The 16886-nt window shown below is 68.7% G+C and carries 17 protein-coding genes; 11 read left to right on the forward strand and 6 right to left on the reverse strand.

The genetic code is table 11. The features are described 5' to 3' along the window. Positions 1 to 239 precede the first annotated feature (239 nt). The gene (locus ABIN76_RS11830; RefSeq protein WP_346959886.1) at positions 240 to 1010 is read right to left on the reverse strand and encodes a hypothetical protein; all 771 of its coding nucleotides are present in this window, start codon (positions 1008 to 1010) and stop codon (positions 240 to 242) included. Between the two features lie 7 nt (positions 1011 to 1017). Next, a complete protein-coding gene (locus ABIN76_RS11835; protein WP_346959887.1) occupies positions 1018 to 1545 on the reverse strand; it encodes a hypothetical protein in 528 nt (175 codons plus the stop codon). Between ABIN76_RS11835 and ABIN76_RS11840 the strand changes: the two genes are divergently transcribed. Together ABIN76_RS11840 and ABIN76_RS11845 are read left to right on the forward strand one after the other, a co-directional pair. Then, entirely contained in the window at positions 1520 to 1777 is a 258-nt protein-coding gene (locus ABIN76_RS11840) for a hypothetical protein (protein WP_346959888.1), read from the forward strand. The genes ABIN76_RS11835 and ABIN76_RS11840 overlap by 26 nt on opposite strands. Positions 1778 to 1960: 183 nt before the next feature. Further along, positions 1961 to 3208 carry a mechanosensitive ion channel domain-containing protein gene (locus ABIN76_RS11845; protein WP_346959889.1) on the forward strand — a complete coding sequence of 416 codons (1248 nt, stop codon included), beginning with the start codon at positions 1961 to 1963 and terminating at the stop codon, positions 3206 to 3208. 415 nt (positions 3209 to 3623) lie between these two features. On the opposite strand, the gene ABIN76_RS11850 is transcribed toward ABIN76_RS11845, so the two are convergent. Then, the gene (locus ABIN76_RS11850; protein WP_346959890.1) at positions 3624 to 4508 is read right to left on the reverse strand and encodes a glycosidase; all 885 of its coding nucleotides are present in this window, start codon (positions 4506 to 4508) and stop codon (positions 3624 to 3626) included. Positions 4509 to 4645: 137 nt separating this feature from the next. Continuing rightward, a complete protein-coding gene (locus ABIN76_RS11855; RefSeq protein ID WP_346959891.1) occupies positions 4646 to 5512 on the reverse strand; it encodes a DUF1295 domain-containing protein in 867 nt (288 codons plus the stop codon). A gap of 160 nt (positions 5513 to 5672) precedes the next feature. Between ABIN76_RS11855 and ABIN76_RS11860 the strand changes: the two genes are divergently transcribed. Further along, complete coding sequence (locus ABIN76_RS11860; RefSeq protein WP_346959892.1) at positions 5673 to 6113, forward strand: DUF2177 family protein; 441 nt, start codon at positions 5673 to 5675, stop codon at positions 6111 to 6113. An 85-nt stretch (positions 6114 to 6198) separates the two neighbouring features. Next, positions 6199 to 7173 carry an aldo/keto reductase gene (locus tag ABIN76_RS11865; protein ID WP_346959893.1) on the forward strand — a complete coding sequence of 325 codons (975 nt, stop codon included), beginning with the start codon at positions 6199 to 6201 and terminating at the stop codon, positions 7171 to 7173. A 5-nt stretch (positions 7174 to 7178) separates the two neighbouring features. Here ABIN76_RS11865 and ABIN76_RS11870 read toward each other — a convergent pair whose 3' ends face one another. Then, positions 7179 to 8291, reverse strand: coding sequence for an adenosine deaminase (locus ABIN76_RS11870; protein WP_346959894.1), 1113 nt, complete (start codon positions 8289 to 8291; stop codon positions 7179 to 7181). 48 nt (positions 8292 to 8339) lie between these two features. Here ABIN76_RS11870 and uvrA point away from each other — a divergent pair, with 48 nt between their 5' ends. Together uvrA and ABIN76_RS11880 are read left to right on the forward strand one after the other, a co-directional pair. Next, positions 8340 to 10931, forward strand: coding sequence for an excinuclease ABC subunit UvrA (uvrA, locus tag ABIN76_RS11875; protein ID WP_346959895.1), 2592 nt, complete (start codon positions 8340 to 8342; stop codon positions 10929 to 10931). Positions 10932 to 11150: 219 nt separating this feature from the next. After that, positions 11151 to 11819, forward strand: a complete 669-nt coding sequence (locus tag ABIN76_RS11880; protein WP_346959896.1) for a transglycosylase family protein — start codon at positions 11151 to 11153, stop codon at positions 11817 to 11819. A gap of 126 nt (positions 11820 to 11945) precedes the next feature. On the opposite strand, the gene ABIN76_RS11885 is transcribed toward ABIN76_RS11880, so the two are convergent. Beyond that, positions 11946 to 12518 carry a hypothetical protein gene (locus tag ABIN76_RS11885; protein ID WP_346959897.1) on the reverse strand — a complete coding sequence of 191 codons (573 nt, stop codon included), beginning with the start codon at positions 12516 to 12518 and terminating at the stop codon, positions 11946 to 11948. Between the two features lie 145 nt (positions 12519 to 12663). Between ABIN76_RS11885 and ABIN76_RS11890 the strand changes: the two genes are divergently transcribed. The 5 genes from ABIN76_RS11890 to ABIN76_RS11910 all read left to right on the forward strand — a co-directional run bounded on the left by ABIN76_RS11890 (position 12664) and on the right by ABIN76_RS11910 (position 16783). After that, positions 12664 to 13569 (forward strand): MSMEG_6728 family protein, encoded by a 906-nt coding sequence (locus ABIN76_RS11890; RefSeq protein WP_346959898.1) that lies wholly within the window; start codon positions 12664 to 12666, stop codon positions 13567 to 13569. Positions 13570 to 13730: 161 nt separating this feature from the next. Beyond that, positions 13731 to 14624 carry a nuclease-related domain-containing protein gene (locus ABIN76_RS11895; RefSeq protein WP_346959899.1) on the forward strand — a complete coding sequence of 298 codons (894 nt, stop codon included), beginning with the start codon at positions 13731 to 13733 and terminating at the stop codon, positions 14622 to 14624. Between the two features lie 49 nt (positions 14625 to 14673). Beyond that, complete coding sequence (locus ABIN76_RS11900; RefSeq protein WP_346959900.1) at positions 14674 to 15603, forward strand: SDR family oxidoreductase; 930 nt, start codon at positions 14674 to 14676, stop codon at positions 15601 to 15603. 42 nt (positions 15604 to 15645) lie between these two features. Then, positions 15646 to 16044, forward strand: a complete 399-nt coding sequence (locus ABIN76_RS11905) for a DUF1622 domain-containing protein (protein WP_346959901.1) — start codon at positions 15646 to 15648, stop codon at positions 16042 to 16044. A 4-nt stretch (positions 16045 to 16048) separates the two neighbouring features. Further along, on the forward strand, positions 16049 to 16783 hold the full coding sequence (locus ABIN76_RS11910; RefSeq protein ID WP_346959902.1) for a DUF2071 domain-containing protein: 735 nt from the start codon (positions 16049 to 16051) through the stop codon (positions 16781 to 16783). Positions 16784 to 16886 lie beyond the last annotated feature (103 nt).

The following is a 16886-nucleotide window of genomic DNA, read 5'->3' on the forward strand; positions in this document are numbered from 1 at the left end:
CCCGACGCTCCCTCACATCCGGCACCCCCGGACCCGACGCCCCCTCACATCCGGCGGACAACGCTGAGGGAACGTCCCGGAAGACACCACCAGAGCTGAGGGAACGTCCCGGAAGACACCACCAGATCTGAGGGAACGTCCCGGAAGACACCACCAGAGCTGAGGGAACGTCCGGGGCAAGACCACCAGACCTGAGGGAACGTCCCGGAAGACACCACCAGAGCTGAGGGAGCGTCCGTTTAGCCCGCCGGCCGCAGCGACGTGATCATCGTGCGGATCGATTGGTACTCCGGCGTGGCCGCGTAGCGCTTGGCTTTCTCCAGGTAGGGCAATGCCGCCGGGCCCGGGGTGAGGTTGTTCGCCGGGTTGTAGGTGCCGCCGAACAATGCCCCGCTGGGCGGCCACAGGAAAAGATGGAACATGGGGCAGGCTAACGGCCCGGTCTCTTCAGGCATCATGGTGATCCCGTACGCGGCCGTGGTGTTCTGCGCCGGCCCCGGTCCGGTGCCGTCACCGCGGGATTCGTATACGTAACGGGGCATTCCCCGGTCCGCGCTGCCCGGTTCCACCAAGGCCTGGAGCGGTTGTGAATCGTAAACCTGGTACGGGTACTGCACGGTGCACTCCGCCCCGGTGACGATGTTGGTGCGCAGTTGGGCCATCGGTTTCCCGTCCGCGTTGGTGACATCCACGAATGCTCCGCCGAGGTCACCGCCCGGATCTTTGGCGGTCCAGTCCGGCGGGTAGTCGAAGGACAGCCCGTCCGACGTTGTGAACGTCTGCCAGCCCGACGGCGTCACGCCCGACGGCGTCACGCCGGACGGGGTTACCTCAGACGGCGTTACCTCCGACGGTGTGCCGGTCCCGGCGCTTGTGCTGCCCGGCGGGTCGCTTGCGGACGGGGTGCCCTGTGCCTGCGGGCTCTCCTGCTGCGCGCCCGGGGCGGCGCAGCCGCCAAGCAGCAGGACCAGGCCCAGGGCGGTACCCGCCGTCTGCCGAGCATGTCCCACCGGCAGGTTACTTCCCTGCCGGCCGGAGGGACATCATGGCCTGCTTGATGTACTTGTACTCGGTGGTGTCCTTATACACCTCGGGAGTGTCCACGTGCATCGGTTTGCCGGGGGTGGTGTCGAACGGGTCGTAGATGCCGCCAAAGGACGCCGAGCGCGGCGGCCAGGGGAAGACGTGCGAGATGGGGCAGGCCTCGGTTCCGGTCGGTTCGGGCGCCGCAGTGATGCCGTAGGCGAAGGTGTTCGGCTTTGAGGGATCCGCCGCGGTGCCGTTGACCCGGGCCTCGTAGGTAAACCTCGGAGTGGTCCCGGATTGCGCCAGGGCCGGAATCGGTGCGGAGTCATAGACCATGAACTGGGACTTCGTGGTGCACGCCGGGCCCGGCCCCACCTGCGTCCGCAGCCGCGCCATCGTCTTGCCGTAGTCGCTCACCAGCGCCGCCGCGCCGTCGACCTCCTTGACCGACCAGGTCGCCGGGTAGTCGAAGGTCAGCGTCCCGTCCGACGTCGTGTACGACTTCCAGGCCGCCGGCACCGTCGTCGTGGACGTGGGGGCGGTGGTGCTGGAGGGTGACGGTGACACGGTCGTTGGCGAGGCGCTCGTCGGCGAGGGGCTCGCCGTGGCGGAGGCCGTCGTCGTGCCCGGCGCGGTGGTGGCCGGCGCCGCCGCTGGCGACCCGCAGCCGGACAAGAAAAGCGCCGCGCAGAACGCGGCGGAACCGGCTGTGGCCAACGATGCCCTATGGCTCATGTCACCCTCCCCCTGAGATGCAAGTGGTGGCACTATTCTGGGGCTTTGCGCCGCGGATCCTAGGGGCTTAGGTCCCGAATCGGCGCCCGGTGGGGCGCGGCGGCGGCCCGGGACCGGCGCCGGAGCGTTGGGGTGACCAGACCCACGTTGACATTCCACCGATTTCAGTTGATCAGCGAAGCTTGCTAGACCTTGAAGGGTGCAAGACTTTCTGACCTCCGCCATGCCCTTCCTCGCCGTGGCCCTGGCCGTGGCCGCCGGCCTGATCGCCTCCTGGCTGGTGCGCCGGGTGGTCCTCCGGCTCAACCGCAAGCAGGAGGCTCTCCGTGAGACCTCCCGGGTGGCGCGGCTGCCGTTGCGCTTCGCGTTGTGCCTGATCGCAGTCCGTATCGCGCTGGCCCTGACCACCGACGACGCCGAGTGGCGCCGCAACGTGGACCACGCCCTGGTGATCGCGCTGATCGGGTCGGTGGCCTGGCTGGCGATCGCGGTGCTGCTGATCATCGAGACGATGGTCCTGACCCGGTACCGGGTGGACGTGGCGGACAACCGGCGTGCCCGGCGCCTCCGCACCCAGGTCATCCTGGCCCGGCGGATCGGCGTCGCGTTGATCGCGATCGTGGCGCTGGGCAGCATCATGCTGACGTTCCCGGCCATCCAGGCCCTCGGCGCGGGGCTGCTGGCCTCCGCCGGCGTGATCTCGATTGTGGCCGGCCTGGCGGCGCAGACCTCCCTGGTGAATGTCTTCGCCGGCATCCAGCTGGCCTTCACGGACGCGATCCGGGTGGACGACGTGGTGGTGGTGCAAAAGGAATGGGGCCGGATCGAGGAGATCACCCTGACCTACGTGGTGGTCCACATCTGGGACGACCGCCGGCTGATCCTGCCGTCCACGTACTTCACCACCACCCCGTTCGAAAACTGGACCCGGCGCCAGTCCGAGGTGATGGGCACGGTGGAGTTCGACCTTGACTGGCGCGCACCGGTGGAGGCCATGCGGGCCGAGCTGAAGAAGGTCCTCGCCTCCACCGAACTCTGGGACGAGCGGGTGGGCATCCTGCAGATCACCGACGCGACGGCGGGTTTTGTCCGGGTCCGCATCCTGGTCAGCGCCGGCGACAGCGCCTCGCTCTTCGACCTGCGCTGCCTGATCCGCGAGGAGCTGGTGCTCTTCCTGCAGCAGGAATACCCGACGGCGTTGCCGCACGTCCGGCTCGAATCCATGCCGTCCGCCGCGGACCCGGCCCGGCCCGCTGCCAGGCCCGCTGCCCGGCGTCCGGGCAAGCTCTCAGCGGCCGACGAGACCGCCGCGCGGCTGCCCTCCGACCCGCACGACTCGCAACTTTTCACCGGCTCGATCGAGGCGGTACAGCGCTCCCGGGCGTTCTCCGGCCCGGGCGAGGACGTGTTCGAGGACCGGGACAAGTCGATCGCGGCGCAGAACTAACCGCGTTCTTCCCTGCCACCTTCCCTCTCCGGTGTGACGGGTCGATAATCGGAGCCATGACCATTCCACCAGCGCCCGAGCCGTCCCCGTTTCCGCCCGAGCCCGGGCCGACGTCGCCGGAGCCGCAGCCCGGCGATCCGTTCCCGCCGGATCCGGGACCCACGCCGCCGCCGGGGCCGGGCCCCGCACCCACGCCAAGCCCGCAGCCGGGACCGGCGCCGGGTCCGCTGCCGATCCCTGATCCGGGTCCGGTTCCGCCGCCGCCCGTTCCGCCGACGCCGGACCCCTCCAGGTTCTGAGCCGCGGTTTTTGTTTAAGCAACGCGGGGCCACTCAGCGCCCATCCCGGAGACCGGGACAGGCCATGAGTGACCCCGCGCTGCTTATTACGGGTCCTGTATCGCCCCGCAGGGCGCCTAGTCGATGACGATGTCGCGGGTCCGGTGGTCGTAGTGGATGACGAGCAGGCCGCCGCGGTGGTGCACCTCGTGGTTGGCGCCGTCGAAGTGGCCGAACGCGCCGTAGTTCTCATCCCAGGAGCGGTTGATCGCGATCTTGAAGCTGTAGGAACCTGCCGGCAGTTCCGCGGCGATCTTCCAGAGCTGGTCCACCGCGTCCAGCTGCATTTGGGCCTCGTCGTACTGCGGGGCCCAGTTGGCGGGTGCGCCGAGCAGGACGTTAAAGTCGCCGGCGACGGCCACCGCTTCGGGCTGCTGGACAGGCTGTTCGATGGTCTCGGCGGTGGCGGCCGGGGCGGCGGGCGCCTCTTCAGCAGCAGCGGCCTTGTCCGCTGACTTGCGCTTCCGGACCGCCTTGGCGACGGGAGCTACGGCCTCTTCGACCAGCTTGGCAGCCTTGTCGGCCACCTTCTCCGCGACCTTGACGGCCTTCGGGGCCACCTTGGGCGCCGGCTTCCCCGCTGCTGCCCCGGCGGGCGCCGCGGGAAGCGGGGTGTCGGCCGGAACCGGGGTGCCGGCGTCGAGCGCTGCGGTGAAGGCGGCGGGGTCGGCGAAGGCAACCGTGGCGCGCTGGCCGTCCTCGGTGATGGTCCAGCCGGACCGGCCCTTGACCAGCCACCCGGCCTTGACCAGCTTGGCCGTCGCGCTGGTGAGCGCCTTGTGGCCGCGGGGAATGCCGCCGCTGAGCAGCTCACGCTCATGGTCGTTGAGGGGTACCCGTGCGATCGCCTCGCCCAGCACGACGCCGGCGTTCAGCTTCTCGCCCGACCAGACCCCCTCGGCCAGGACGTCCAGCACAGCCTTAAGCCGAAGGTTCGTGTTTTCCGCAGCGTTCGCGCCCATGGGTCTCCTTTAGAAGCAATTGATCCACCTGCATTTTGCCAAGGTTCGGCGGCTATAGCGACTGGACGGGGGTTAACTCCGTGTGTCGTGACCCACTGTGACGGCCCGGGCGACCGTCGCCGAGCCCAGTTACGCGGCTAGAGCCGGGGAATCAGCACCGGGGTGTTCTTCTTGTAAGCCTCGTAGTCGGCCTGGCCGCCCCATTTGGTGTCGGCCTTCTTCTCAAGATGCGGCACGCCACTGACCTTGGTGATCAACAGGGCCACAAACACCGGCGAGATGAGGGCAACCCACTGCCACCCCTGCAGAACGGGCAAGGCAATGATCGCGACGCCGATCCAAAGCAGGATTTCGCCAAAGTAGTTCGGGTGCCGGGACTTAGCCCACAACCCTGTCGAGATGAACTTGCCCTTGTTGCCGGGGTCCGCACTGAACCGGGACTTTTGGGAGTCTGCCAAAACCTCGCAGCCGAAGCCCGCCACCCACACCACGAGGCCGGCTATAGCGAAGCCATCCAGCGCAACCTGGTGCGCCGACGTCATTGCCACCCACGCGGCGGCAGCGGTGAACGCCACCCAAATGCCCTGCATGGTCCACACGCTGAGGAAACGGACGAAGGAAGGCTTGATGTCATCAAAGCGGTCATCCTTGCCGGCCCGGCTGATCCGCCGGAACAGGAACGTACCCAGCCGGACCGCCCAGACCAGCACCAAGCCCGCGAGCAACAATCCCCGCGCGCCGATGCCCGGGGTGAGCAGGACGAGCAGCAGCGTGACGGCGATGTAGGTCAGGGACCCGGTCAGGTCGTAGAACTTCTCCGTCTGCGCCACGAACGCCGGGATGAACGCCAGCCACTGGATCAGGAAGGCGGCCCCGACGGCCAGCGCGAAGACGGGAATCCCGCCGGCCACGGCGCCGCCCTGGCTGCCGGCCACCGCCAGAACGGCCCCAACCAACACGACGACGGGTATGACGGCGAGGGCTTTGCGGTCAGATTCTTTCATCAGGATGTTCCTTTCACAGGCGTCGCCGGAAGCTGGCGCGCAAAGCCGGGTTCGTTCCCCGTCACCACCAGTATTGTTCAATGCCCGGGAAACGCAGCCCTGACTGGCCGCCGCCTATACTTCGGGGAACGCCCGCGCATTGCTGACACGAGGAGCCACCATGACCGGTCCCACCAAAAAGTGGCTGCTCGCCTACGCAGTGGCCGCCGTCGTCTTCGCCGGAATCGACGCCCTCTGGATCATTACCGTGGCGAACAACCAATACCGCAGCCAGATCGGAGACCTGCTCCCCGCCAGCTTCAACGTCCTGGGCGCTGTGCTGTTCTATGTCATCTACGTCGTGGGCATCGTGCACTACGGCGTCCGGCCCAACGATCCCGGCGCCACGCTGCGGAGCCGGGTGGCCGGAGCGGCCCTGTTCGGTTTCTTCACCTACGCCACCTGGGCGCTGACCGCGTTCGCCATCCTCAAGGACTTCCCGGCCGTGGTGGCGGTGACCGACATCCTGTGGGGAACCGCGGTGTGTGCGGCCGTCACCGCCCTCACCGCCGTGATCCTGCGGCTGCACAAAACCGTTGCCCGCGGCAAGCAAGCTGGCTAGAGTGGGTTGACCGCCGCCTCCCCGGTCCCGCCCGTCTGGAGGCCGATCCGCGGCATCCCATCCCCCTCTGGTTCAGGAGATCCCCATGGAATCACGTACCCTCGGCTCACTCACCGTCTCGGCCCTTGGACTGGGCTGCATGGGCATGAGCGAGTTTTACGGCCAGGGCGACGAGCAGGAGTCCGTCGCCACCATCCATGCTTTCCTCGACGCCGGCGGAACCCTGCTGGACACCGCGGACATGTACGGCCCGTTCACCAACGAAAAGTTGGTGGGCGGTGCGATCGCCGGCCGCCGCGACGACGTCGTACTGGCCACCAAGTTCGGCAACGAGCGCCGCGAGGACGGGTCATGGGTGGGCATCAACGGCAAGCCCGAGTACGTCCGGGCCGCGTGCGACGCGAGCCTGCAGCGCCTCGGCGTCGACCACATCGACCTGTACTACCAGCACCGGGTGGACAAGACGGTGCCGATCGAGGAGACCGTCGGCGCCATGGCCGAGCTGGTCCAGGCCGGCAAGGTCAGGCACCTGGGCCTCTCCGAAGCCAGCGCCGACACCGTCCGCCGCGCGCACGCCGTGCACCCGATCACCGCCCTGCAGACCGAATACTCGCTGTGGGAGCGCGAGCCGGAGACCAAGATCTTCCCGGTGCTCGCCGAACTCGGCATCGGTTTTGTCCCGTACAGCCCGCTGGGCCGCGGCTTCCTCACCGGGCAGCTGCGCAGCGAGGACGACTTTGCCGCGGACGACTTCCGCCGCCACTCGCCGCGCTTCCAGGGCGAGAACTTCACCCGCAACCTGGCACTCGTGGACCGGGTGACCGAACTCGCCACCGAGAAGGGCTGCACCCCGGCGCAGCTGGCCCTCGCCTGGCTGCTGGCCCAGGGCGAACACATCGTGCCGATCCCCGGGACCAAGAAGCGCGAACGGCTGCGCGAGAACCTGGGCGCCGTCGACGTCGAGCTCTCCGCGGGCGACCTCGCCCGGCTCGATGAGCTGGCTCCGGCGGGCGTCGCGGCCGGCGCGCGCTACCCGCACATGGACAGCATCGACGTCTAAGGGGGTTAGCGGCCCGAGGCGGCCAGTTCGGCCAGCAGCTCGGTCTTGCGTTCCTCGCTCGCGAAGGAGGACCGGATGGAGTTGGCCGCGAGCCGCACGCAGTCGAACTCGGAGAGCCCGATCACGGATTTGAGCTGGGCGAAGTTGTCATCCACGTACCCGCCGAAGTAGGCCGGGTCGTCCGAGTTGACGCTGACGTTGAGCCCGGCCGCGAGCATGCCCGGCAGCGGGTGCTCGGCCAGCGTGTCCACCGCGCGGAGCCGGACGTTGGAGAGCGGGCAGACGGTCAGCGGCATCAGCTCGTGGACCAGGCGCTCCACCAGCTCCGGGTCCTCCATGCAGCGGATGCCGTGGTCGATCCGCTCCACGCCCAGCAGGTCGAGTGCCTCCATGATGTACGACGGCGGGCCCTCCTCGCCGGCATGCGCGATCCGCCGCAGCCCGGCCTCCTTGGCCCGGGCGAAGAGCCGCTCAAACTTCGACGGCGGGTTGCCCACCTCGGCCGAATCCAGCCCGATCCCGGCGATCGGCGCGTCCATGGCGAGCAGCTGCTCCAGCACCTCCAGCGCCGATTCCTCGGACAGGTCACGCAGGAACGCGGCGATCAGCAGGGTGGAGATGCCGAACTCCTGCTGCGAGGTGGCCAGCACGGTGGCCACGCCGTTCACGCAGGTCGCCAGGGACACCCCGCGGGACAGGTGCGCCTGCGGATCCAGCATGATCTCGGCGTGCCGGACCCCGGCCGTGGCGGCCCGCGCCAGGTACGCGCGGGTCATGTCGGCGAAGTCCTGCTCGGTCCGCAGCACCGCCATGTTCGCGTAGTACAGGTCCAGGAACGACTGCAGGTCCGTGAACTCGTACCGGGCGCGCAGCTCGTCCAGGTCCGCGTAGGGCAACGTGATGCCGTTGCGCTCCGCGAGCGCAAAAATCAGTTCCGGCTCCAGCGTGCCTTCGATGTGCAGGTGCAGCTCCGCGACCGGCAGTGCCCCGTGGACCCCTTCGGGTACCTCGGCGAACTCCGGGACCCCCTCAGCCTGGGGCTCGGCCTCCGGCTCTGCCTGCGGCCCAGCCCCTCGCTCTGCCTGCGGCGCAGCGGCGCCGCCGTCGTAAGTTTCCATTCGGTAAGGATATGCCCGCCGGGAGCAAGGACGGATAGAGTCGAACAGATGCACAATACTCAGCAGGCTTCCGATCCCGCCGGCCTGGTGCCGGACCACCCCACGGACGGCTTCGTCCGGGTCCGCGGCGCCCGGGAAAACAACCTGCGCAACGTGGACGTGGACGTGCCCCGTGACGCGATCGTCGCCTTCACCGGCGTCTCCGGCTCCGGGAAGTCCTCCCTGGCCTTCGGCACCATCTACGCCGAGGCCCAGCGCCGCTACTTCGAATCCGTGGCGCCCTACGCCCGGCGGCTGATCCAGCAGGGCCACAACCCGAAGGTGGAGCTGATCACCGGCCTGCCGCCCGCCGTCGCGCTCCAGCAGCGCCGCGGCACCCCCAGTTCGCGGTCCACCGTGGGCACGGTCACCACCCTGTCCAACTCGCTGCGGATGCTCTTCTCCCGCGCCGGCAGCTACCCGGACGGCGCCGCCTCGCTGGATTCGGACGCGTTCTCCCCCAACACTGCGGCCGGCGCCTGCCCGGAGTGCCACGGTCTCGGCATCGCGCACACGATCAGCGAATCCTCGCTGGTCCCTGACACCTCACTGAGCATCCGCGACGGCGCGATCGCCGCCTGGCCCGGCGCCTGGCAGGGCAAGAACCTGCGCGACATCCTCACCCATCTGGGGTACGACGTCGACACCCCCTGGCGGAAGCTGCCCAAGAAAGACCGCGACTGGATCCTCTTCACCGAGGAGCAGCCCGTGGTGGAAGTGACGCCGCAGCGCGATCGCGTGGCCAAGCCTTACAAGGGCCGTTTCTGGAGCGCGAAGAGCTACGTGCTGCACACCCTCGCCGACTCCAAGAGCACCACCATGCGCGAGAAGGTCCTGCGCTTTATGGAAACCGGCCCGTGCCCGCGCTGCGGCGGCAGCGGGCTGCGGCCCGAGGCGCTCGCCGTGACGTTCGCCGGCAAGACCATCGCCGAGCTCAACGCCGTGCCGATGACCGAACTGGCCGCGATCATCCGCCCCACCACCGAGCTCACCGGGGCGGGGACCGCGTCCCGGAAGCAGTCTTCCGGGGAGTCCAACGAGGTGGCCGTCGCCATCACCCGGGACCTGCTGCAGCGCGTCACGGTGCTCCTGGATCTCGGTCTGGGGTACCTGGCCCTGGGCCGTTCCACCCCCACCCTCTCCCCCGGCGAAATGCAGCGCCTGAGGATCGCCACCCAGCTGCGTTCCGGGCTGTTCGGCGTCATCTACGTCCTCGACGAGCCTTCCGCAGGCCTGCACCCGGCCGACGCCGAACCCCTGCTCGCGGTCCTTGACCAGCTCAAGTCCTCCGGCAACTCGGTGTTCGTGGTGGAGCACAACATGGACGTGGTGCGCCGCGCCGACTGGCTGGTGGACGTGGGTCCGCGCGCCGGCGAGGGCGGCGGCGAGGTGCTCTACAGCGGCCCGGTGGCCGGCCTCGCCGAGGTGGAGGCCTCCGTCACGCGGCCGTACCTGTTTCCGGAGAGCACCGGGACCACGGCCGACGGCGGCGGGGACGGCGACGGGGGCCGTTCCGGGGCCGGCGCACGCTCCGGATCCGGCGCCCGCCGGGAGGCGGCCGGCTGGCTGGAACTGCGCGACATCAGCCGCCACAACCTGCAAAACCTTGATGCGAATTTCCCGCTCGGGGTGCTGACCGCCGTCACCGGCGTCTCCGGCTCCGGCAAGTCGACTCTGGTCAGCCAGGTCCTCGCCGAGGTGGCCAACTCCTGGCTGCACCCGGACTCCGAGGCCGCGGCCGCCCCGGAAGAAGCCGACGATGCCGGGGAGTCCACCGCTCCGCTGAGCGTGGGGCCGGTGTCCGGGCTGGAGCAGATCGACCGGCTGGTGAAGGTGGACCAGAAGCCGATCGGCCGTACCCCGCGTTCCAACCTGGCCACCTACACCGGGCTGTTCGACGCCGTCCGCAAGGAATTCGCCGCTACGGACGAGGCCAAAGCCCGTGGCTTCGGGGCCGGACGCTTTTCCTTCAACGTGGCCGGCGGACGCTGCGAAACCTGCCAGGGCGAGGGCTTTGTGGCTGTGGAGCTGCTGTTCCTGCCCGGCAGCTACGGCCCGTGCCCGGAATGCCACGGTTCCCGCTACAACCCCGAGACCCTGGAGGTCAGCTACCGCGGCAAGAACGTGGCGGAGGTGCTGGGCATGACGGTCAACGCGGCCGCCGAGTTCCTCACCGACGTCCCCGCCGCCGCACGGGCCCTGCAGACCCTGCGCGAGGTGGGCCTGGGCTACCTCCGGCTGGGCCAGCCCGCCACCGAGCTCTCCGGCGGCGAGGCCCAGCGGATCAAGCTCGCCACCGAACTGCAGCGCGCCCAGCGCGGCCACTCGCTCTACCTGCTGGACGAACCCACCACCGGGTTGCACCCCGCCGACGTCGAACTCCTGATGGCCCAGCTGCACCGGCTGGTGGACGCCGGCAACACCGTGGTGGTGGTGGAGCACGAGATGGACGTGGTGGCCGCCGCGGACTGGGTGATCGATCTGGGCCCCGCCGGGGGCGACGCCGGCGGCAAGATTATCGCCGCCGGCGAACCCGCCGACGTCGCGCGGTCCAAGAAGAGCCGCACCGCCCCCTACCTAGCGGCCGTGCTGGGCGGCTGAGCTGTGGCTTTCTTAACCGCGGGTTGCTCCGGGCCCCCAGATTGTCCTACCGTGGATGGACGCCCCGAAGCGGGCAAATGCATGCCCGGTGCTGCCTCCACCAAGAACTGCCCGATCGGCAGACACCGCAGATGACCTCTATATGTCAGGGGCGGGCAGTGACGCGATAACGTCCGGGGACGGACCGAGCGCCGGTGGCCCTCAGGAGCAGCTGAATCCATGAAGACTTCAACCCTCACTACTGTCGCGCGCCGCGGAGCAGCCCTGGCCGCCGTTTCGGTCGCCGGCGTCGCCCTTTCCGCCACGGCAGCGACCGCGGCCACCCCCACCGCCACGACCACCTCCACATGGGACGCCCTCGCCCAGTGCGAGAGCGGCGGCAACTGGAGCACCAACACCGGCAACGGCTTCTCCGGCGGCCTGCAGTTCACCCAGAGCACCTGGGCAGCGAACGGCGGCACCGGCTCGGCGGCCAACGCCAGCCGCGAACAGCAGATCGCCGTGGCCCAGAAGGTCCAGGCCAGCCAGGGCTGGGGTGCATGGCCGGCCTGCTCTGCCAAGCTGGGCTTGAGCGGCGGCGCAGCAGCGGCTCCGGCTTCCGTACCGGCCGCGCAGGCGCCGGTCCAGACGGTTCCGGTCCAGCAGGTTCCGGTCCAGGCGGCCCCCGTGCAGGCCCAGGCCGCGCAGGTCCAGGCCGCGCCGCGGCACGCCGCCCCGGTGGCGCTGAGCGGCGAGACCTACACGGTCAAGAGCGGCGACAGCCTGAGCAAGATCGCCAAGAAGCTCGATATCCATGGCGGCTGGCAGGCCCTGGCCGACGCCAATGCGGCCACCATCAGCGACCCGGACCTCGTGCTGGCCGGACAGGTCCTGCAGCTCCCCGCCTAGGGCAGCGCCAGCTGATTAAACGACGACGCCGGGGCGCCCTTGGGGGATGCGCCGGCGTCGTCGTTTAAGTTTCAGACCGTCCGCTTCAGGCGATCCGGGCAGACGATCCAGTCCAGACGATGCTGTTCAGACGGTGCGGGGCAGTTCGCGGACGATGCGCACCTTCCAGGCGGCGTCGTCGCTGGTATCCAGCAGGGCCACGGTGCCCTGCGCAAGGTGCAGCGCGACGCGCTTGGCTGCGAGGAGTTCGAGGTAAAGCTGTTCATTCATCCGGGCGGGGGTGTCGATGACGTACTTCACCGCGTCGCGGACCTTGCGGTAGTTGTCGCTGCGTTCCCGGTGCAGGTGGAGTTCGAGCATCCGGCGCTGCCGGAGCCGGGGTTCATGCCGGTTCAGCCAGGACACGGCCGCGTGGACGGCCACCACGAGCGTCAGGGAGACCGCGTAAATTTCCCAGCCGCTGGAGAGCAGGAAGAGCGGCAGGTTGGCGATCGCCACCAGGGCGATAAACAGCCGGAACGCCAGCAGACGGCGCATGGTCAGGGCCACCGAGGCGAGGGCGGCGCGGAATCCGTGCTGTTCCTTGCGGGCCTCGGCGGGGTCCAGGGTGAATTCTTCCAGGACCAGGATGCCGTTGGCTTCCGGGCCGAGCATTTGTCCGTACTTGGGCGCAAAGGGCGCCGTTGATTCAAGGGTCATGGCGGGTCTTCCGTGCAGCTGGGGTGCTTGCCGTAAATGATAGGTCTCCGGGCTGGGAACTGTCTGTACCTATCCGTAATGTGAACACGCTCACCCGGGAGCCCCAGCAATTGGCGTTGCGGCCCCGTGGCCCCAAACTGGAGAGATGCAGACTTTCCTCCCCTTCCCCGATTTCCAGCAGAGCGCCGCGGCCCTTGATCGCGTGCGGCTCGGCAAGCAGCGTGTCGAAGCGCTGCAAATGCTGCGCGCGCTGGTGATTCCCGAGTACGGCTGGCAGTCCCACCCGGCCGTCCGGATGTGGATGGGCCACGTCCCGGCGCTGACCATGTACGGCCTGGCCATGGTGGACGAATGGACCGCGCGCGGCGGCGAGGACACCACGCGCGAGAAGATCATGGAGTTCGCTCCGCAGGCCGCGCATCCCGACTATGCCGCAAAGATCCCGATGCCGTACTGGCTGGGAAACCCGGAGTTCCACCTGAGTCACCGCTCCCGGCTGCTCGCCAAGGACCAGCGGTTCTACAGCGAGGTGTTCCCGGGCACGGATCCGGATCTGGAGTACGTGTGGCCCGAACCCAAGCACGAGCTGCTGCCGGAGGATCCTGCCGGCGACCGCATGTGGGTTCTCCGTCTTCCGCTGGCCGACACCGATCCGCAGCAGCTCGACACCATCAGCCTGCCGCCGGTCCGCGGCAAGGCAGCGAACGCTGCCGGGGACGACGAATACCAGTTCGTCTACGCGGACAACGGGTCGCGGCGGCCGGACAAGAACGCCCGCAAGCGCCCGGCCAAGCCGCTGGTGAAGAAGCCCACCCGCAAGCGCCAGGCCCAAGAAGAGGCCTTCACTACGCTGCCCGGGAAGTCCGTGGTGGCAATCCCGTTCGACGGTGGCCAGTCCTTCGCCGTCGGAGAGGTCCAGGGCCGTCCGATTACCGTGGATGGCGTGTTTGCCCGCAACTTCCAGGTCAACGAAATCCTGCCGCGCCGCGAGTTCGACTACCCGGCCCTGCTGCAGGACCCCCGGGTCTTCTTCCCCATTCCGGCGCGGTAGCCGGGCGCGGGCGCGGTTGCCGGGCGCGGTTGCCGAGCGCGGCGACGGACTTCCGGGCCCCGAACTTGACTGGGAAAATTGCCCCGTGTTGGCATATGGTGTCTGCCATCGCCGCCCCCGTCCGGGCGCGGGGTATTGCCAGAGCTACTTTGGGGGAAGCCATGGCCGCAGGAGACGGCGCCGCCGAACAGTCCCGACTCGCCGCAGAACGCGTCACGCGGCTACGGCGAGAGTTGGAGAAGGCAGAGCGGAATGCTCATGCCTGGTCCGTGGGCGCAGCCGGCGAGGCCTTGGTGGCGGAGAAAATCAAAGAGCTCGAACCCTATGGTTGGCTGGTCCTTCACGACGTTCATTGGCCAGGCCGGCCAAAAGCCAACCTTGACCACGTACTTGTCGGCCCCGGCGGCATTCTGGTCGTGGATGCGAAGAACTGGAGCGGTGAAGTCCGCCTTTGGGCGGGCAACCTTCGGCAGAACGGGTACTCCCGGGAACCGGAGATCGCGGGCGTGCTCCAGCAAAGCGCGGCGGTTGCGGCACTCCTGGAGCCGAACCACCGTCGGCTGGTGCAAGGGTGGATCTGTCTGGTGGGCCAGCCGGAGCTCCGCGGCACAACCACCAGCGGCATAAGAATCGAAGGACTGAACACCCTCGGTCAGGCTGTGGCCGCGCTCCCCGCTGTCCTGGACCCGTCCCTGGTGCCCACTGTCCACGGTTACTTGCAGCAACTGCTGGGCGGCACCACGAGTCCCCGGCTCCTCACCACGGCGCAGTTCATCCCACAACAATTCACCCCCGGACAGCCGGTGCCGGCCGACGCGCCCGATGCGTCCCTACGGCACTGGCGGTCGCGGCCGGCAGCGGCTGCCACGACGCCGCGGAAGCGCAGACCCCGCGGCCGATCGAAGCGGTCCAGTTGTTTCGGGGCGATCTTGCAGTTCGTCTTCGTAATCATCGTGGCGGTGATGTTGATCAACTTCGCCTCCCACTACCGCCCTACGGTTCCATCCGGACCGCGACCAACTCCCACAGTCAGCCAGGCAGTTCCGGCGCGTTAGCGGCTCGCCCGCTCCGCGCCGCACCGTATTTGCTGGCAGACTGGGCCGTATGACTGTACTGCTGGCCGGTTGCGGCGATTTGGGTACCGAAGCCGGCCTGCGCTTTGCCGCGGCCGGCCACCACGTGGTGGGCTGGCGTCGCTCGCCGGAAAAACTGCCGGCCGAAATTGAAGGCGCCGCGGCTGACCTGACCTCCGGCGAACTGCCGCCGGTCCCGGCGGACACCACCGCCGTCGTCGTCGCCATAGCGGCGGACTCCCCCACCGAGGAGGCTTACCGGGCGGCCTACGTGCAGGGCCTGGCGCATGTGCTCGACGCCGTCGCGGCGTCCGGGGCGCCGGTCCGGCGGGTATTGTTTGTCTCCTCCACCGCCGTCTACGGCGACGCCGACGGCGGCTGGGTGGACGAAACGACGACGCCGAACCCCGCCGGTTTCTCCGGCCGCATCATCTGCGAGGCCGAGGAACTCCTCTTCAGCAGGCTCCGCAGCAGCGGAATTTCGCCCGTGGTGCTGCGGCTCGGCGGCATCTACGGACCGGGCCGGACCCGGCTGATCGACCAGGTGCGCGGCGGCGATGCCACGATTCCGGCCGAGTCCCGCTTCACCAACCGGATCCACCGCGACGACGCCGCAGCAGCCATCATGCACCTGTGCACCATGGCGGCCGAGCCGGCGCCGCTGTACCTGGGCGTGGACGACGAACCTGCCGAACTGGGCGAAGTGTTGAGGTTCCTGGCCGTCGAGCTGGGCCTTCCGGAGCCGCTAGGGGCCGAACCGCCGTCGGGGGCTGCCAGCACAGGCGGCGGCGAGCCGTCGCGTGGCGGCCGCAGCGGCCCAGGCGGCGGCGAGCCGTCGCGTGGCGGTAACAAGCGGGTGAGCAATGCGCTGCTGCGCGGCACCGGCTTTGAGTTCGAGTATCCGAGCTTCCGCGAGGGCTATCGCGCCATCTTGGCCGGCGTCGGCGAGCGGCACCCCTGATGCGTCCGCTACCTTGCACACCCAACTCCAACGAGGGGCTGTATGGATTTTCAGCACATCATTGAGACGGTCGGTCGGTTCATGGATTTCGCCGGCGTGGCCGTGATGGTCATCGGCGCCCTGGTGTCCCTGCCGATGGCGTTGCGGGGCTACCAGCCGCGGCAGCGGCCGGCCGGATCCGAGCCTCTTTCGGTGTACCGCTCCTACCGGCAACTGCTGGGCCGGTCCATCCTGCTTGGCCTCGAACTGCTGGTGGCCGCCGACATCATCCGGACGGTCGCCGTCACCCCAACTTTCGAGAGCGTGGGCGTGCTGGCCATCATCGTGCTGATCCGGACGTTCCTGAGCTTCTCCCTTGAGCTCGAGATCACGGGGCGCTGGCCTTGGCAGAAGCAGCCTGCGGGCGAGCAGGCGGCGGACGCCCAGTCGGCGTCGGCGTGACCTGATGGGTACCGATCCCTGGCCAGCGGCGCCGGAGCTGCCCCGACCGGTCATCATGGACCAGCGCTGGACGGACGCGGTGTTCCTGCACTGGCGCATCCCTCAGACGGCTGCAGCTGCGTTCATGCCTGAGGGCGTGGCCCCGGACGTGTTCGACGGGTCAGCGTGGGTGGGGCTTATCGGCTTCCGTATGCAGGGTGCCGGCCTGGGCAGAGGACCCGGGGTCCCCTACTTTGGGAGCTTCAACGAGATCAATGTGCGGCTCTACTCCCGGGAGCCGGACGGCACCAAGGGTGTTGTTTTCCTGAGCCTTGACGCCTCGCGTCTGGCTGTGGTTCTGGCGGCGCGCGCCGCAGGAATCCCCTACGTGTGGTCCCGTGACCGCTTCCGGGGGGCAAACCCTGCGGACCCCTCGACCGGCTATTCGGTGCGCCGGTTCGGGGGCGGGGCGCGGAGCGATTTCGCGGTGGCTCCACAGTTCGACGCCGATGCCACCGACCCGCTGTCCATCCACCTCACAGCCCGGTTTGGCCTGCACACCCGCTTCCGCGGTAAGACGCTCTACGTTCCCAATACCCACAGTCCCTGGCCGCTGTTCCGTGCCCGGTTGACTGCCCTGGAAGACCAGCTCATCGCAGCAGCGGGCATCACGGTCTCCGGCCCGCCCGAGTCGGTGTTGTTTTCGCCCGGAGTGCGGACACAGTTTGGCCGGCCGCGGGTGCTGGGGCGCGGGACCTGAGGCTTTTAGTTTTGCTGCGGGCGCTAGCTCGGTGTGCGTTCCGCAGGGGCTAATACTGTCAGAGGTCGGTGATGAACTTAGTTCATGGGAACGAGTGCAGCTC

It is taken from the genome of uncultured Arthrobacter sp. (genome assembly GCF_964021775.1).
GTDB lineage: Bacteria > Actinomycetota > Actinomycetes > Actinomycetales > Micrococcaceae > Arthrobacter.

Excerpts from the sequence above, each read along its gene's own strand:
- ABIN76_RS11850 (WP_346959890.1), bottom strand. The coding sequence starts at position 4,508 with ATGGGCGCGAACGCTGCGGAAAACACGAACCTTCGGCTTAAGGCTGTG.
- ABIN76_RS11855 (WP_346959891.1), bottom strand. The coding sequence starts at position 5,512 with ATGAAAGAATCTGACCGCAAAGCCCTCGCCGTCATACCCGTCGTCGTG.
- ABIN76_RS11860 (WP_346959892.1), top strand. The coding sequence starts at position 5,673 with ATGACCGGTCCCACCAAAAAGTGGCTGCTCGCCTACGCAGTGGCCGCC.
- ABIN76_RS11865 (WP_346959893.1), top strand. The coding sequence starts at position 6,199 with ATGGAATCACGTACCCTCGGCTCACTCACCGTCTCGGCCCTTGGACTG.
- ABIN76_RS11870 (WP_346959894.1), bottom strand. The coding sequence starts at position 8,291 with ATGGAAACTTACGACGGCGGCGCCGCTGCGCCGCAGGCAGAGCGAGGG.
- uvrA (WP_346959895.1), top strand. The coding sequence starts at position 8,340 with ATGCACAATACTCAGCAGGCTTCCGATCCCGCCGGCCTGGTGCCGGAC.
- ABIN76_RS11880 (WP_346959896.1), top strand. The coding sequence starts at position 11,151 with ATGAAGACTTCAACCCTCACTACTGTCGCGCGCCGCGGAGCAGCCCTG.
- ABIN76_RS11885 (WP_346959897.1), bottom strand. The coding sequence starts at position 12,518 with ATGACCCTTGAATCAACGGCGCCCTTTGCGCCCAAGTACGGACAAATG.
- ABIN76_RS11890 (WP_346959898.1), top strand. The coding sequence starts at position 12,664 with ATGCAGACTTTCCTCCCCTTCCCCGATTTCCAGCAGAGCGCCGCGGCC.
- ABIN76_RS11895 (WP_346959899.1), top strand. The coding sequence starts at position 13,731 with ATGGCCGCAGGAGACGGCGCCGCCGAACAGTCCCGACTCGCCGCAGAA.
- ABIN76_RS11900 (WP_346959900.1), top strand. The coding sequence starts at position 14,674 with ATGACTGTACTGCTGGCCGGTTGCGGCGATTTGGGTACCGAAGCCGGC.
- ABIN76_RS11905 (WP_346959901.1), top strand. The coding sequence starts at position 15,646 with ATGGATTTTCAGCACATCATTGAGACGGTCGGTCGGTTCATGGATTTC.
- ABIN76_RS11910 (WP_346959902.1), top strand. The coding sequence starts at position 16,049 with ATGGGTACCGATCCCTGGCCAGCGGCGCCGGAGCTGCCCCGACCGGTC.